The organism is Rheinheimera riviphila, from assembly GCF_004005945.1.
Classification (GTDB): domain Bacteria; phylum Pseudomonadota; class Gammaproteobacteria; order Enterobacterales; family Alteromonadaceae; genus Pararheinheimera; species Pararheinheimera riviphila.
Window position 1 is genome coordinate 128,230 of the sequence record NZ_SACS01000010.1, and the last position, 14,264, is coordinate 142,493.

A 14,264-nucleotide genomic window follows, 5' to 3' on the forward strand; every position below is an offset into this window, starting at 1 on the left:
GGTATGTTCAGCGATATTTTCGGGTAGTCAGTGCCGTAGGCTTATCGCAGTAAAACTGAATTTGTTTTTCTGCGAGTTGCTTTTGCTGGTCGCGCTTGGTGTCATCCAGCAATTCTTTAGTGCCGTCTTCCATATCAAGGTAGACCGGCAATTCCTGTTGCAGGATCCGCAGATTGTCCTGCGCTTTGGTACAGCTTTGGGCATAGTCTGGCGAAGATTTATTGGGACCTGGCGCTGGCATCGCAGCGGTGGGAGTGGCGGTCTTGGCGCCTAACACAATGGTCTGATAATCTACATTTGCTGGTGGCAGCTGGCTGACATGCAGCACGTTGTTGCTGTCACGCCACTGATAAATGACTTGCTCGGCAAGTACCACAGGGCAATAAAGCCAGCCGCAGCACAGCGTCAATAATACTTTTAACCCTGTTTGCATAAGATACCTCTGCACAGTAGTGGCCGGTACTTCCATTCACAGCTTCCATTCACAACACTAAATTACAGCTTTAAATCAAGTGTAACGAAGATTTGCTAAAAAGCTTGTGTGTGCTTAAAAAAGCGACGTTACGAGGGGGGAAGGGCGCTAGAACTCCAGCTTAAAATCAACATTATTTTAAGCTGGATGGGACTAAGATGAGGCTAGGTAAAAATTCTAAATCATTAACTACTAAAGGTTTTCGCCAAATCAGTTAACTCAATGGCTTTATGATGCAGTTTATCGCTGTTATCCGAAACCAGGAGCATATTGTTGTTATTGTCTTGGGCAATCTCAGTAATATCATGCACATGGCTGGCGACCCGGTTGGCGACAGCAGTTTGTGATTGAGTCGATTGGGCAATTTGATCCGAAGCGGCTTCAATTTGATTCACCATCAACACGATTTCATTCAGCTGTTGCTGGCTGATATCACTTTGCGAAACACAATGTTCCGCTTGCTGCCGACTTTGCATCATCACCTGACTCCAATTGAGCAAGGTTTTTTGAATTTCTCCGATCGACAGCTGGATTTGTTCCGTTGCTTTGTGGGTACGAGACGACAATGCCCGCACTTCGTCGGCAACCACGGCAAAGCCACGGCCATGTTCACCGGCTCTGGCGGCTTCAATGGCCGCGTTTAATGCCAGCAGGTTGGTTTGATTGGCTATCCCCTGGATTTCGGTCAGGACAGCCCCAATGCGCTGCGCTTCAACAGCCAGACCATCAGCGGTGCTGGCGGCACCTTCCACTTCTGCCGCCAGTTTTTTAACTGTGCCCGTGGTTAATTGCATCGCTTGTTGTGCTTGCTGACAAATTTGATGGGTGGTTGCCACCTGTGCGGTCGTCTCGTCGGTGTGGACAGATATTTGCGCCACGCTCTGTAGTAACTCGCTGCTCGCCTGCTCAATCTGGGTTAATTGTTGCTGTTGTCTGGCGATGCCGCCGGTGGTTTGGGCGACGGCTTCGGATAAGGTATCCGCGATGAAGCTCAACTGCGAAGTACTGTCGCCGGTGCGGCCCAGCACAGTCTGTAGTTTGGCTTGTTGTAGCTGCTGCGCAAAATCAGCAATGCCAAAGGGGCCGCTACCCGCGTAAATAAAACGGCTGATGGAGTCACCCTGCTGCTGTTGCTGGTGTAACTTTGCTGGTGTGACCAATAATTCATCATAAAAGCAGCATAAAAACAGCAACGGAAGTAATAAAGCCAGCACAAACCAGCCAGAAATCCAGACACTCGCTGCGGCGACTAAAGCTAAAGTTGCCGTGATGGCGATGCCGCGGCGGAGACCCTGATTTAACCGCCAGCCACCGAGCGCTTTGCCTTGTGCTATTTGTTGGTAACAATGTTCGGCGCGATTGATCAGATTGCGCTCAGGCGATCTTCTGACCGACTGGAAACCAACAAGTTGGTGTTTTTGATAGATCGGTGTGACAAAGGCATCGACCCAATAATAACGGCCATCTTTACAGCGATTTTTCACCATGCCACGCCAGGATTTTTTCTGTTGTAAATTTTGCCATAAATCAGCAAAAGCGGCTTTGGGCATGTCCGGATGTCGCACCAGATTATGGTTTTTGCCAACCAACTCGTCGCTGGAGTAGCCGGAAACCTGGCAAAACGCCGCATTGGCGTAAGTAATCACGCCTCGGGTGTCGGTGGTGGAAATCAGTTCAGCGTCTGCGGGAAAGGTAACTTCGGCGTTAACAATTGCTTGATTATGACGGTTCATGCTGCCCCATTGGACTTTAAAATGGCTGGTGTTACAGTAGTTTACTACAGGATTATAATTTCTCCTCAGAGAAAATAGGTACAGATGATGTCGTTAGCAGCCATTATGACTAAAAAAGTGCGGGTAACGACCGAAGACGCCACCTTGGCCAGTCTGCGCACTTTATTTACCGATGCCAGATTTCAGCATGTACCGGTTATCGACAGTATGCATCGGTTGGTAGGTATTGTTTCGGTGAAAGATTATTTTAAGGCGCTAAGTCCGGTGATGGATTCGGCCTCAGAGCATACGATTGAGCTCTATATACAAAGTCGCAAAGTTCGACAGGTGATGACGTCACCTGTCATCAGTGTGTCACAGGATCTTGGCATTTTGCAGGCGGCGGCGTTGTTGGTCGAACGGAATATCAGCTGCTTACCTGTGGTTGATCAGCAACAGCGATTAATTGGCATTGTATCGTGGAAAGACATTATGCGTCGCATTGTGCAGTCGCAGCAAAAACGGCTACAGCAAACAGAAGAAGAGGAATAATCGCTTCAATTCATACTGTTAAGAATTAGGCCTTGTTTTTTTTCAGCAGTCGCCCAATGATCCTGTCACTGGGTCCTTATTAAGGAATGCACTTGAGTCAGCTTTTTTCTGAACGTATCGCGGCGCTGCAAGCAGCATCATGGAATTCAACGATTGTCGGGATCCGTCGCGGCATTGAGCGCGAAACCTTGCGGATCAAACCGGACGGTCGCTTGTCGCAACTTGATCATCCGCAGGCGTTAGGGTCGGCGTTAACTCATCCGTTGATCACCACTGATTTTTCAGAATCGCTGCTGGAATTTATTACTCCGGCGCAATCTGATATCGAAGTGACCGTGGCACAGTTGACCGATATTCACAAATTCGCCCTGAGTAAACTGGCCAACGAGCAGCTTGGCGCTGGCAGTATGCCGTGTTTTATTGAGCATCAGGATGAAATCCGGCTGGCCTATTACGGTACTTCCAATGTCGGACGGATGAAAACGGTCTACCGGCAAGGCTTAAAAAATCGCTATGGCAGCATGATGCAGGCGATTAGCGGCGTGCATTTTAATTTCTCCATTCCGAACGAATTTTGGCAACATTATCAGCAGCTGCTCGGTGATCAGTCGGATTTAGCAGATTTTATTTCAGCGCAATATTTGGGATTAATTCGCAACTACAAAAGATATGTCTGGCTGATTGTGTACCTGTTTGGTGCATCGCCGGCCATGTGTAAGTCTTTTTTACAAGGCCGCCAAAGTAAATATGCCTTTGAGACTTTGGGTAAAGGCACTTTGTATTTGCCTTATGCCACCAGTTTGCGGATGAGCGATTTGGGTTATACCAATAGCGCGCAATCAGCGTTAAACGTCAGCTATAACAATTTACCGGATTATATCAAAGGCTTGCAGCAGGCGATTACCACGCCATCGGCCGAATATCAGGACATTGGTGTCAAAGTTGATGGCAATTATCAGCAGCTCAACACCAATATTTTGCAAATTGAAAATGAGTTTTACTCGACCATCCGGCCAAAACGCACCACCCAAAGTGGCGAGCGGCCAACTTGCGCACTGGCCAAACGTGGCGTTGAGTACATTGAAGTGCGGGCGCTGGATGTGAATCCGTTTAGCGCTGTTGGCATCAGCGCTGAACAAATGCGCTTTTTAGATTTATTCTTGCTGTACTGTTTACTGCAACAAAGCCCAACTATGTCGGCAGAGCAGCAGGAAGTTGCCGATCAGAATTTACGCAAAGTGGTCACCGATGGCCGACGGCTGAATCTGGATTTGCAGGACGGCGCTCACCCGCGTTTGATGCAGGACTGGGCAGAACAGCTGTTCGCCGAGTTAATGCCAATCGCGCATTGGCTGGACGGTGCTTATGGTGGCGATCAGTATCAGAGCGTCCTGAAGCATTTTTATTTAAGTCTGCTCGACCCTGGTAAAACCTTTTCCGGTCAGCTGTTGGCAAAACTCAAAGCCAGTCAGCAGGACAATTCGCAGTTTAGTCTGGCGTTGGCAACCCAACATCAGCAAACCTTATTCGCAGGCGAGTACCAGTTTTATACTGAAGCTGAATTTTTGCAGATGACGACAGATTCGCTTGGTGCGCAGCAGCAAATAGAGCAGCAGGATACACTCAGTTTTGATAGTTATCTTGCACAGTATTTTGTCGAAAACGCGGCGAAACTTTGCGATAAATAGCTTGGTATTATTTTAAGTTACTTTTTAAGTTATTTTTTTAAGTCACTTTGTCAGAAGGCGCCGTTGGTGCCTTTTTTTTTCGCTGGCATTAAGGTGTGATAGGCATCGGCGAGTGGTTGACGACGTTTCGGTCTGGTCGGACTCTTACAAGCAAAAAAACGGCCACATCGGTGGCCGCAAACTAAGGATAGGGAGAATCCAGGGATGAAAACAAAAACTTGGTTGAATCCATTCACAAGGTTAGTCGCTGGCAACTTGCAAAAGTTCAGGATTTTTTTAAAAATTTTTAATTTATTTTTTTAAATGTCTAAATAATTGAATATTATGGATAAAAAGCGAGCGTTCCAGCCATTGAAGATATAAATGACAGCCTGTTGTGCTGTCATTGATTAAGACTTTTAACGCAGAGCACATCAACTGCCCGCTTTTAAATGGGGCAATATCCGTACGGTTTTAATCATATTGTCCTGTACTTCAACAATTTCCAGCGGGTAACCCAGCAGTTTTAAGCTGACATTGGCTTGCGGAATTTCTTCCAGATATTCCAGCACCAGCCCGTTCAGTGTTTTTGGGCCGTCGGTTGGCAGATTCAGGTGCATTTCACGGTTGAGATCGCGCAGGTTGATGCCGCCGTCGACCAAAAAGGATCCATCCGCTTGCGCGATGATGTCTTCACTGTTTTGCTCAGCAATATGAGTGGTAAATTCACCGACCACTTCTTCCAGAATATCTTCCAGAGTGACCAGCCCCTGAATATCCCCATATTCATCAACCACTAAGCCAATCCGCTCTTTCGAGCTTTGGAACTTCACCAGCTGGGTATTGAGCGGGGTACCTTCCGGGATAAAATAGATGTCGTTGACTGAACGCAGCAAGGTCGCTTTGGTTAATTGTTCTTTGAGTACCAACCGCATCACATCACGGGTATGCAAAAAGCCCAGCGCGTCGTCAATGCTGTCGCGGTACAGCAATATCCGGCTATGTTGGGTGTTGGCTAACTGACGGACGATATCTTTCCATTCGTCGTTAATATCGATACCAATCAGTTCGTTACGCGGGATCATAATGTCTTCGACGGTGGCATTTTCTAAATCGAGGACACCGACCAGCATATTCTGGTGTTGTGGCAATAAAGCGCCGGCTTCATGTACCACGGTGCGCAATTCTTCAGAGCTTAAACTATGGCCACGATGATGTTCAGTGCTGATACCCAACATTTTCAACAGGTTGTTACAAATCCAGTTGATCAGCCACACCAATGGGTACATCACTCTCATCAACGGCTTGAGTACAATGGTGCTTGGAAACACCACACGTTCCGGATGGAGTGCAGCAAGTCTCTTTGGCGTGACTTCGCCAAAAATCAGAATAATCAGGGTCAACACGATGGTCGCCACGGCAATCCCAAAATCGCCATACAAGCGCATCCCAATCACGGTGCCGATGGCCGAAGCTGCGATATTGACCAGATTGTTACCGACCAGAATGAAGCCGATTAACCGGTCGCGGCGACTTAATAGTTCAGTGACCCGTTTAGCACCTGGATGATTTTCGTTGGCAAGATGTTTCAGCCGGTAGGGGTTAACCGACATCATCCCTGTTTCTGTGGCAGAGAAATAAGCAGAGCAGAACACCAGAACACCGAGGATGATAAACAAGGTGCTGGTCGATATTTCGTCCAAGAGTGTTAACCTTTATTGCCCGTAGGCCTTATTTAATAAGCGAAAGCGCAGTGCTAGTCAAGAATTACAGCCGTTCCAGCAGCACTTCCCGTACAAATCGACTGCCAAAATAAGCCAGAGTCAGCAGCAAGCTAGCGCTGATTGTCAAGGCATTGGCCACCCGTCCGCGCCAGCCAAGTCTGGCATGTCCAACCAACAACAGGCTAAACAATAAAAACGCCATCAGACTTAACACATTTTTATGAATATTATGTTTCGCTAACCAATCGGCGGTGAAAATTGCGCCGCTGAACAGGGTCAGTCCCAACAGCACGGTACCAGCCAGCATCAGTCGGAACAGCAAAGCTTCGGCTTGCATTAAAGGTGGAAAGACCGTGCCAGGTTGCAGCGGCGTTTTTTGCTTTAAGCGCTGGCTGATGTAGCTCACCTGAAACGAATACAACGTCGCCATAATCAACATCACATAGGCAATAAACGCCACGACCACATGTAGCAGCAACCAGGGATCATGTTCAAAATGTTGCACCTGGGCACCGGCCGGCAACAAACCAACAGCCAGTTGCACCAAAGCGGCAAAACCATAAACAATAGGTAATAGGAGGGTGATCGGGGTGCGCAGTGCGGTGAGCGTCAGCGACAGGGTAATCAGCCAGCAGACCATGGAGCTGACATTCAGCAGGCTGAAATTTTGCCCGTCAGCGGTAAACATTGCCTGACTTAATGCCAGCATATGCAGCACGATACCGGCGGTAGCCGCGGAAAACACCAACTTAAACCGTGGGCCATCTGCATGATACAACCGCTGTGATACCGCAACGGTAGCCGTCAGATAACAAAGGAAAGCGAGCATCGGCAGCAGGGCGAACGACATGCGAATAATTCCAATTTAAGGCGCAAAAAGCTATTGTATTGCAAGCTTTGCCAGAATGACAGAGCCAACGGCTGACGGCAGCGTCCGGCTCAGTTATAATCAGCCCCATTTTGAGTTCCGTGGTAACTAAACATGTTTGAGAACCTGTCCGATCGCTTAACCCGTACCCTGAAAAATATCAGTGGTCGTGGTCGTTTAACCGAAGACAATATTAAAGAAACCTTACGCGAAGTGCGGATGGCGCTGCTCGAAGCTGACGTAGCGCTACCGGTGGTGCGGGATTTTGTCAATCAGGTCAAAGAGCGGTCGGTTGGTCTGGAAGTCAGTAAAAGCCTGACGCCAGGGCAAGAGTTTTTAAAGATCGTCAAAAAAGCGTTAGAAGAAGCGATGGGGGAAGCCAACGAAGAGCTCACTCTCAACACGCAACCGCCAGCCGTGGTGCTGATGGCCGGTTTACAAGGTGCCGGTAAAACCACTTCGGTCGGTAAACTTGCCCGCTTCTTAAAAGAGCGCAAAAAGAAAAAAGTGATGGTAGTGTCGGCGGACGTTTACCGTCCGGCGGCAATCAAACAGTTAGAAACTTTGGCCAAAGAAGTGGGTGTTGAATTTTTCCCAAGTGATATCAGCCAAAAACCGGTGGATATCGTCAATGCTGCGATTACCCAGGCCCGGTTAGGCTTTTACGATATTTTATTGGTGGATACCGCAGGTCGTCTGCACGTTGACAGCGAAATGATGGACGAAATCAAAGCATTACATGCTGCGATCAATCCAATTGAAACGCTGTTTGTGGTCGACGCGATGACCGGTCAGGATGCGGCCAATACCGCCAAAGCCTTTAATGAAGCCTTGCCACTCACCGGCGTCATTCTGACCAAAGCCGACGGTGATGCCCGTGGTGGTGCTGCTTTATCGATTCGTCATATCACCGGCAAACCAATTAAATTTATCGGGATGGGCGAAAAATCCGATGCCTTAGAGCCATTCCACCCGGACCGGATTGCGTCACGCATTCTGGGCATGGGCGATATGATGAGCCTGATTGAAGAGCTGGAACAAAAAGTTGACCGTGACCAAGCGGCCAAAGTTGCAGCCAAGATGATGAAAGGTCAGGGTTTTAGTCTGGAAGATTTCCGTGATCAATTGGTACAAATGCGCAGTATGGGCGGCATGATGTCGATGCTGGATAAACTGCCGGGGATGAAAAACCTGCCGGCTGGTGCCAAAGATCAGATGAACAATAAGCAATTTGGCAAAATGGAAGCCATCATCAACTCGATGACGCCCAAAGAACGCCAATACCCTGATTTGATTAAAGGTTCGCGTAAAAAACGCATCGCATCAGGCTCTGGTACTCAGGTGCAGGATGTCAATCAGTTGCTGAAGCAGTTTATGCAAATGCAGAAAATGATGAAGCAAATGGGCGGTAAAGGCGGCCTGATGAAGATGATGCGTGGCATGGGTGGCAAGTTGCCACCGGGTATGTTGCCGCCGCGTTGAGGCACATTAGAAGGTTAAAATATAGGCAATATCTCACAGCAATTGCCTCCGCAGTCTCTGGTCTGAGATATGCCACAGGCGTAAGGTAGCGCGGTACACACTTATGGATGAGGTGAACCGCCGTGACTACTTTAGCCACTCTTGCTCAAATCAATCGTCAGATTGACCCTATCAACGATATCCTTGGCTTATGCCAGACAGTTAGCCAGTTGATTGTTCAAAGTTTACAGCTGCCAGATAACGTTATTTATCTTAAAAACAACCACAATCGACTGAGCCAGATTGCTGCCGCCGGTGGTAAGTTTTGCGCCAATCAAGGCGTAGTGTCGCCAATTGAACTGGAACTTGGCCAAGGCGTTGTCGGCATGGCTGCTTTATGCCAAAGCAGTCTTTGCGTCGCCGATACCAATAGTTTTACTCACTATGTGGTCGATGATGCGCCAAGGTTGTCGGAACTGGCAGTGCCGGTTTGTTATCAAGGCGAATTACTCGGCATTATTGATGCTGAACATCCGCAGGCTGGTTTTTTCACCATCGAGCAGCAGTATTTTGTCGAAAGTGTGTCGGCGATATTGGCGCCAAGACTGGTTAATTTGCGTAGTCGTCAACAATCCACATCAATATCACCAGCTCGCACCGGCTCGTCAACTGCAACTTACGACACCGCCAACACTTATTGTAGCCAGGACGAATTTTCGCAGCTGCTACAAAGCTGCTTAAAGCATTTTTACCAGCCAGCACAATGGGACCAAAGTCGTTTATCGCAACTGGCTTTGTTACAGCCGGTGACAGAAGTGCGTGCGGCCACCGCAATTCAAATAGAATCGCTGAAACAGCACATCTACTGTTGTCTGCAACAGATGTATCAAAAACCAGCGACGGCGCTCTGGGCAAAAATTCTGGATGAGCGTTATATCAGTAGCCGGATTGGCCAGATCCAGCTTGCCGATCAATACCACATGAGTTTCAGCACCTTCCGTCGTCAGCAACAGCAGGCGCAGAATTGTTTGCAACAAAGTTTATGGCAACTGGAGTTACAAGCGCGTGATCTACGCCGCGGCTGAGCAGTTTCTGAACAGTTTTTGGGCAGTCTCAATTGCCAGGGTTTTATACAATTGCTCTCGAGTTGACATCAATGACTAATGCAACAAGGAGGCAAGCATGAAACATCTCACTCTGGCACTCGTGATCGGCGCCATCAGCAGTTCAGCCGCAGCAGCGACTTATGATTTACCATTTAAAGGACAAGATTTTGGTGATCATGAAAAAGTGCACACTTTTGACCATGCACAAAATTATTCGCAAAAACATGGTTTTGACATGGGCGCCCGTCGCTACGATTTTGACAATAGCCGCTGGACATCGGTAACGACCACCGTGGCTGATTACAACGCAGCACCAACCAACAACAAATTTGTGGTTTATAACAAATCGATTTATGCGATGCACGCCGGCAAGGTGATTGGCTGCTGGCGCAATGCCCCTGAGAATCCACGGCCAAAACTTTCCGGCGATTCGGACACCACCAAACCATGGCTGCACAGCAATCTGAAAAACGGCTTGATGCCAGGGGGCGGTAATATGCTGTGGATTGAGCATAGCGATGGCACCCGGATGTTGTACGCCCATATGATCCCAGGTTCAATCAGCACGAGCTTATGCCCGCATAACGCCACAGCGTATCCGGCGGCCATCGGCGATAACAGTGAAATGTTATACGTGGCAGTTCCTGCGGCGCAGCAGGCCAGTATCAGCAAAGGCCAGTATCTGGGCAGAGTCGGTAACAGCGGTAATTCGACCGGACCACATTTGCATATCCACTTACAAAACAGTGGCGGTGAAGGTCAGTTGATTAGCTTTAACCGGGGCATCGCTGCAACGCCAGACGATACCAAACCCTATCCAAGCTGGACCCGTTTTGCCGGCAGCACTATTCCAACGGGTTCACAACTCATTTGGGCGCCGCGCACTGTCGGCAGCCAGTATGTGCGTCATGGCATGAAAGCCGAAATGATGCAGGGCTTTTTCAGCCATCTGGCAGACTCCGGCTTTAAAGCCAGCTGGTTTGATGGTTACAGCGTCAGTGGTAACAGTTTTTACAATATGGTGTGGGAGCCGGCCAATCTGGCTTGGCGTGGCTTTTTTGGCCAAAGTTCAGCTGGTTATCAACAAGTGTTTAACCAGGCAATAGAAGATGGTTATGCACCGGTGCAAGTTGATTCGCATCAGACAGGCAGCGGCACTCGTTATAGTGTTATTTTCGAGAAAAAGCCGTTGGCGACTTTGGCTAAACATGGTCTGACATATGCTCAGCATATGCAGGTGATGGATCAGGCAAAAGATTTAAATATGCGCCCGGTCAGTGTGTCGGTGGTGTCGTCAGGTGGCGATCGTCGTTATACCGTGCTTTATCAGCAACAAAACGTCGGCAGCTGGACCGTCAGTTCGCAGTTAACCTCCGCCGCCTATCAGAATAAGGTGAATTCTGAACTGGAAGCAGGACGCCGGCCCATTTACCTGAACTCTTACGTGCATCAGGGCGAGGTGAATTACACTGCAGTGTTTAGTCAGCTACCGCAGCTGAGTTGGGGCGCCAAACATGGCCAGACTTCGGCGCAGTTCCAGACGCAGTTTGATAACTTTAGCGGTCAGGGTTATCAAACCGAAGTAGTGAGTGGCGTTGACGGACTGAATCAACACAACTTTGGCGGGATTTGGACTAAAAACTAGCAGTTGATGGATGTAAACCCGGATTCCCAAGCAATCCGGGTTTGTTTATCGCAGGCAGCATGTGGCTTTGTTAGGCTAAAACAAAAGGAATTGATGATGAAAATGTTTCAGTTAGCGTTACTCGTGATCGGCAGTTTTGGCGCAGGTTTCCTGTTGGCGGACGGTTTAGCAAAATCTGCACCTGAACTGGTGTTTGTAAAGGGTGAGCCAACCGCAGTCACGAGCAAAGCAGAGACGGTGAAATGTGCTGCTGCGTCAATGGCTGTGATTGATGAACAACCTGATAAACTGGCCAATAAACAGCATCGGGCAACCAAACGCGATGTTGTCGCTCAGCGCACTGTCGGTGTTAATGAAACCGATATTGCGATGCCACTGGAAAGCTACAGTGCGTTAGTGGCGTCACAACAACGACCAGCCACACAACTTATCTTGCAAATTGATGATGCTGATTTTGCGCAGATGATTGAACAGCAGCAACAGGATCAACAATTTGATGCACAAAGCGAACTCTATCAGCAGCAACTCAGTGAATTTATCAACGCCCATCCCGAAGTAGTTCAGCCGCAATATCTGACTTGCAGTAGCAGATTTTGCTTGCTTGAACTTGAAGTGCAAAACTTCGCCGCCTGGCCGGCACTGTTTAAAACGCTGACGGCGCAACAGTGGTGGCAATCGATTAGCTATCAAAGTGCGGCTGAGAGTGTGGCTGAGATTGCGGCTGAGAGTGGCGCGGATAGCGAACAGCAAAGCCGCCGTATTACTTTATTATTGCAGCAAGACTGGGTGCTGGCCGCTGATCCACAACAACTGGCGGTGGCTGACGGCGGCCAATTTGACTGATTGAGTACCTCAGCTGCGCTCAGCATAATCACCACAGTAAAACAAGAAAAGGAGGGCTGATGATCCCGGAAAGTACCAGGCAAGTGATCCGCGACAGTGATTTTTATCTCGAGCCGGATATTTTCTATTTTGTCGAAGCACAAAGCATCGGCAATCCGGAACTGCACCGACTCGTCTGCCGGGATGACAAAGAAATAACGGTGGTCACGACTCAGGCTGGTTTGGCAGATTTGGTGATTAAAGCGCAGAATAAAGAGCAGTGGCGGTTACTGGTGATTAACTGCGCCAATCCGTTTTACTGTGTGGGCTTTTTACAAAGTATCGCCAGCGCAATGACGGCGGCGGGTTTGGATATTCTGCTGGTGTCCACCTTTAGCCGTGATTATGTGTTTGTGAAAAATCAGCAGACTGAGCAAGCCGTGGCAGTGTTGTTGGACATTGGATTTGTAAAGCGTTAACGCCAGAATCTCAGGTTCCGCGGCTTCGGCTATTCGAGGCAAAGCCGTGAAATACCTTGCATTCATGACAAAAATCCGTACAATTCGGCGTCCCTGTGGTTTGACTGCAGGGATTGTTATTTTAATAAAACCTGAACGATTGATTTAGAGGCTGGTATGGTAACTATTCGTTTACAACGTGGTGGCGCGAAAAAGCGTCCATTTTACCAAGTTGTGGTCGCAGACAGCCGTTTTGCTCGTGATGGCCGCTTTATTGAGCGCGTGGGTTTCTTTAACCCAATCGCTAGCGGTACTGAAGAGAAAGCGCGTATCGACCTGAACCGTGTTGACCACTGGGTAGCGCAAGGCGCTTCTTTAAGTGATCGCGTGGCTTCACTGGTAAAAGCAGCTAAAAAAGCTTCTGCTTAATTTAGCAATCTGGTTGGAGTTTAACCTTGAACGGTAAAGATTTAGTTGTCTTAGGTAAGTTTGGCGCTGTTTACGGCATCAACGGGTGGCTAAAAGTAAACTCCTACACAGAGATCCCGGAAGGGATATTTGATTACACACCCTGGCAGATTCAACAGCAGGGTAACTGGCGACCAGTGCAGATCAGCAGTTGGAAGCGGCACAGTAATGGCTTAATTGCCAAAATTGATGGCGTGAATGACCGTGATCAGGCGCAACTCTTTGTCAATATTGACATCGCAGTGACGCCCGCTGCCTTACCAAAGCTCGAAGACGGCGATTATTACTGGAAAGACCTGATGGGGATGACCGTAGTAACTGAAGCTGGCTACGACTTAGGTGAAGTAGTGGACATGATGGAAACAGGCTCGAACGACGTTATTGTTGTCAAAGCCAACCGGAATGATGCATTTGGTCAGAAAGAGCGTTTGTTACCGTTTTTAACTGACTCTGTCATTAAAGCGGTCGATAAAACGCAAGGTCGGATCATTGTCGACTGGGATCCTGAATTTTAATGGCCGAACAGCCAAAATTGTGGTTTGGGGTCATTACCTTATTTCCGCAGATGTTCGACGCTGTGACAAAATTCGGTGTGACCAGCCGGGCAGTCAAAAACGGGTTAATCGACGTACAGTGCTGGAATCCAAGGGATTTTACCTCGGATAAACATAACACTGTCGACGACAGACCTTTTGGTGGCGGTCCTGGTATGTTGATGATGGTGCAGCCTTTAACGGATGCAATTCGCGCCGCTAAAGCAGCTGCAGGTGGTGATGTCCGAACGATTTACCTTTCGCCGCAAGGCCGGAAGTTGGATCAGGAAGGCGTGGCTAAACTTGCGACTTATTCGAAGCTCCTTTTGGTAGCTGGCCGTTACGAAGGCATTGATGAACGCGTAATAGAGTCGGAAATTGACGAAGAATGGTCAATCGGCGATTACGTGCTGAGTGGGGGCGAATTGCCTGCGATGACGCTGATTGATGCGGTGTCGCGACTAGTACCAGGTGTACTGGGGCATGATTTATCAGCAGTCGAGGATTCGTTTGCCTCTGGATTGCTTGATTGTCCGCACTATACCAGACCAGAAGTGTTAGACGGCAAACAGGTTCCGGCTGTATTACTCAGCGGACACCATGAAAACATCAGACGCTGGCGTTTGAAGCAGGCCCTTGGTAGGACCTGGTTGAGACGGCCGGATATGTTAAATGTCCTGGCTCTGACTAAGGAGCAACGCAAATTACTGGACGAGTTCCAACAGGAACACCAGGCGTTGCAGCAACACGATAGTTTATTCCAGGTAAAGTGAGAT

Annotated in this window: 14 protein-coding genes; 10 read left to right on the plus strand and 4 right to left on the minus strand. The window is 48.6% G+C overall.

The window, feature by feature from the left end; translation table 11 throughout:
• Positions 1 to 7: 7 nt before the first annotated feature.
• Positions 8 to 433 carry a DUF4124 domain-containing protein gene (locus tag EOE67_RS10925; protein ID WP_164852292.1) on the minus strand — a complete coding sequence of 142 codons (426 nt, stop codon included), beginning with the start codon at positions 431 to 433 and terminating at the stop codon, positions 8 to 10.
• 224 nt (positions 434 to 657) lie between these two features.
• Entirely contained in the window at positions 658 to 2,205 is a 1,548-nt protein-coding gene (locus tag EOE67_RS10930) for a methyl-accepting chemotaxis protein (protein ID WP_127699113.1), read from the minus strand.
• Between the two features lie 87 nt (positions 2,206 to 2,292).
• Between EOE67_RS10930 and EOE67_RS10935 the strand changes: the two genes are divergently transcribed.
• Complete coding sequence (locus tag EOE67_RS10935) at positions 2,293 to 2,736, plus strand: CBS domain-containing protein (RefSeq protein WP_127699114.1); 444 nt, start codon at positions 2,293 to 2,295, stop codon at positions 2,734 to 2,736.
• 92 nt (positions 2,737 to 2,828) lie between these two features.
• Positions 2,829 to 4,424, plus strand: a complete 1,596-nt coding sequence (gene gshA, locus EOE67_RS10940) for a glutamate--cysteine ligase (RefSeq protein WP_240652786.1) — start codon at positions 2,829 to 2,831, stop codon at positions 4,422 to 4,424.
• A gap of 413 nt (positions 4,425 to 4,837) precedes the next feature.
• Here gshA and EOE67_RS10945 read toward each other — a convergent pair whose 3' ends face one another.
• Together EOE67_RS10945 and EOE67_RS10950 are read right to left on the minus strand one after the other, a co-directional pair.
• Complete coding sequence (locus tag EOE67_RS10945; RefSeq protein WP_127699116.1) at positions 4,838 to 6,106, minus strand: HlyC/CorC family transporter; 1,269 nt, start codon at positions 6,104 to 6,106, stop codon at positions 4,838 to 4,840.
• 64 nt (positions 6,107 to 6,170) lie between these two features.
• Positions 6,171 to 6,977, minus strand: coding sequence for a cytochrome C assembly family protein (locus EOE67_RS10950; RefSeq protein ID WP_127699117.1), 807 nt, complete (start codon positions 6,975 to 6,977; stop codon positions 6,171 to 6,173).
• 132 nt (positions 6,978 to 7,109) lie between these two features.
• Between EOE67_RS10950 and ffh the strand changes: the two genes are divergently transcribed.
• The 8 genes from ffh to trmD all read left to right on the plus strand — a co-directional run bounded on the left by ffh (position 7,110) and on the right by trmD (position 14,261).
• Positions 7,110 to 8,477, plus strand: a complete 1,368-nt coding sequence (gene ffh, locus EOE67_RS10955; RefSeq protein WP_127699118.1) for a signal recognition particle protein — start codon at positions 7,110 to 7,112, stop codon at positions 8,475 to 8,477.
• Positions 8,478 to 8,599: 122 nt separating this feature from the next.
• Positions 8,600 to 9,541, plus strand: coding sequence for a GAF domain-containing protein (locus EOE67_RS10960; RefSeq protein WP_127699119.1), 942 nt, complete (start codon positions 8,600 to 8,602; stop codon positions 9,539 to 9,541).
• 97 nt (positions 9,542 to 9,638) lie between these two features.
• Complete coding sequence (locus tag EOE67_RS10965; protein ID WP_127699120.1) at positions 9,639 to 11,207, plus strand: M23 family metallopeptidase; 1,569 nt, start codon at positions 9,639 to 9,641, stop codon at positions 11,205 to 11,207.
• Positions 11,208 to 11,303: 96 nt separating this feature from the next.
• Positions 11,304 to 12,050: a hypothetical protein gene (locus EOE67_RS10970; protein ID WP_127699121.1), complete on the plus strand. Its 747-nt coding sequence runs from the start codon at positions 11,304 to 11,306 to the stop codon at positions 12,048 to 12,050.
• Positions 12,051 to 12,109: 59 nt separating this feature from the next.
• Complete coding sequence (locus tag EOE67_RS10975; protein WP_127699122.1) at positions 12,110 to 12,508, plus strand: ACT domain-containing protein; 399 nt, start codon at positions 12,110 to 12,112, stop codon at positions 12,506 to 12,508.
• 156 nt (positions 12,509 to 12,664) lie between these two features.
• A complete protein-coding gene (rpsP, locus tag EOE67_RS10980; protein ID WP_068059953.1) occupies positions 12,665 to 12,916 on the plus strand; it encodes a 30S ribosomal protein S16 in 252 nt (83 codons plus the stop codon).
• A 26-nt stretch (positions 12,917 to 12,942) separates the two neighbouring features.
• On the plus strand, positions 12,943 to 13,470 hold the full coding sequence (gene rimM / locus EOE67_RS10985) for a ribosome maturation factor RimM (protein WP_127699123.1): 528 nt from the start codon (positions 12,943 to 12,945) through the stop codon (positions 13,468 to 13,470).
• Positions 13,470 to 14,261, plus strand: a complete 792-nt coding sequence (trmD, locus tag EOE67_RS10990; protein WP_197489946.1) for a tRNA (guanosine(37)-N1)-methyltransferase TrmD — start codon at positions 13,470 to 13,472, stop codon at positions 14,259 to 14,261. Before rimM ends, trmD begins: the two co-directional genes overlap by 1 nt.
• Positions 14,262 to 14,264 lie beyond the last annotated feature (3 nt).

Coding starts and splice junctions, on each gene's coding strand:
- EOE67_RS10930 (WP_127699113.1), bottom strand. CDS start 2,205: ATGAACCGTCATAATCAAGCAATTGTTAACGCCGAAGTTACCTTTCCC.
- EOE67_RS10965 (WP_127699120.1), top strand. CDS start 9,639: ATGAAACATCTCACTCTGGCACTCGTGATCGGCGCCATCAGCAGTTCA.
- EOE67_RS10970 (WP_127699121.1), top strand. CDS start 11,304: ATGAAAATGTTTCAGTTAGCGTTACTCGTGATCGGCAGTTTTGGCGCA.
- ffh (WP_127699118.1), top strand. CDS start 7,110: ATGTTTGAGAACCTGTCCGATCGCTTAACCCGTACCCTGAAAAATATC.
- rpsP (WP_068059953.1), top strand. CDS start 12,665: ATGGTAACTATTCGTTTACAACGTGGTGGCGCGAAAAAGCGTCCATTT.
- EOE67_RS10950 (WP_127699117.1), bottom strand. CDS start 6,977: ATGTCGTTCGCCCTGCTGCCGATGCTCGCTTTCCTTTGTTATCTGACG.
- EOE67_RS10975 (WP_127699122.1), top strand. CDS start 12,110: ATGATCCCGGAAAGTACCAGGCAAGTGATCCGCGACAGTGATTTTTAT.
- trmD (WP_197489946.1), top strand. CDS start 13,470: ATGGCCGAACAGCCAAAATTGTGGTTTGGGGTCATTACCTTATTTCCG.
- EOE67_RS10925 (WP_164852292.1), bottom strand. CDS start 433: ATGCAAACAGGGTTAAAAGTATTATTGACGCTGTGCTGCGGCTGGCTT.
- EOE67_RS10935 (WP_127699114.1), top strand. CDS start 2,293: ATGTCGTTAGCAGCCATTATGACTAAAAAAGTGCGGGTAACGACCGAA.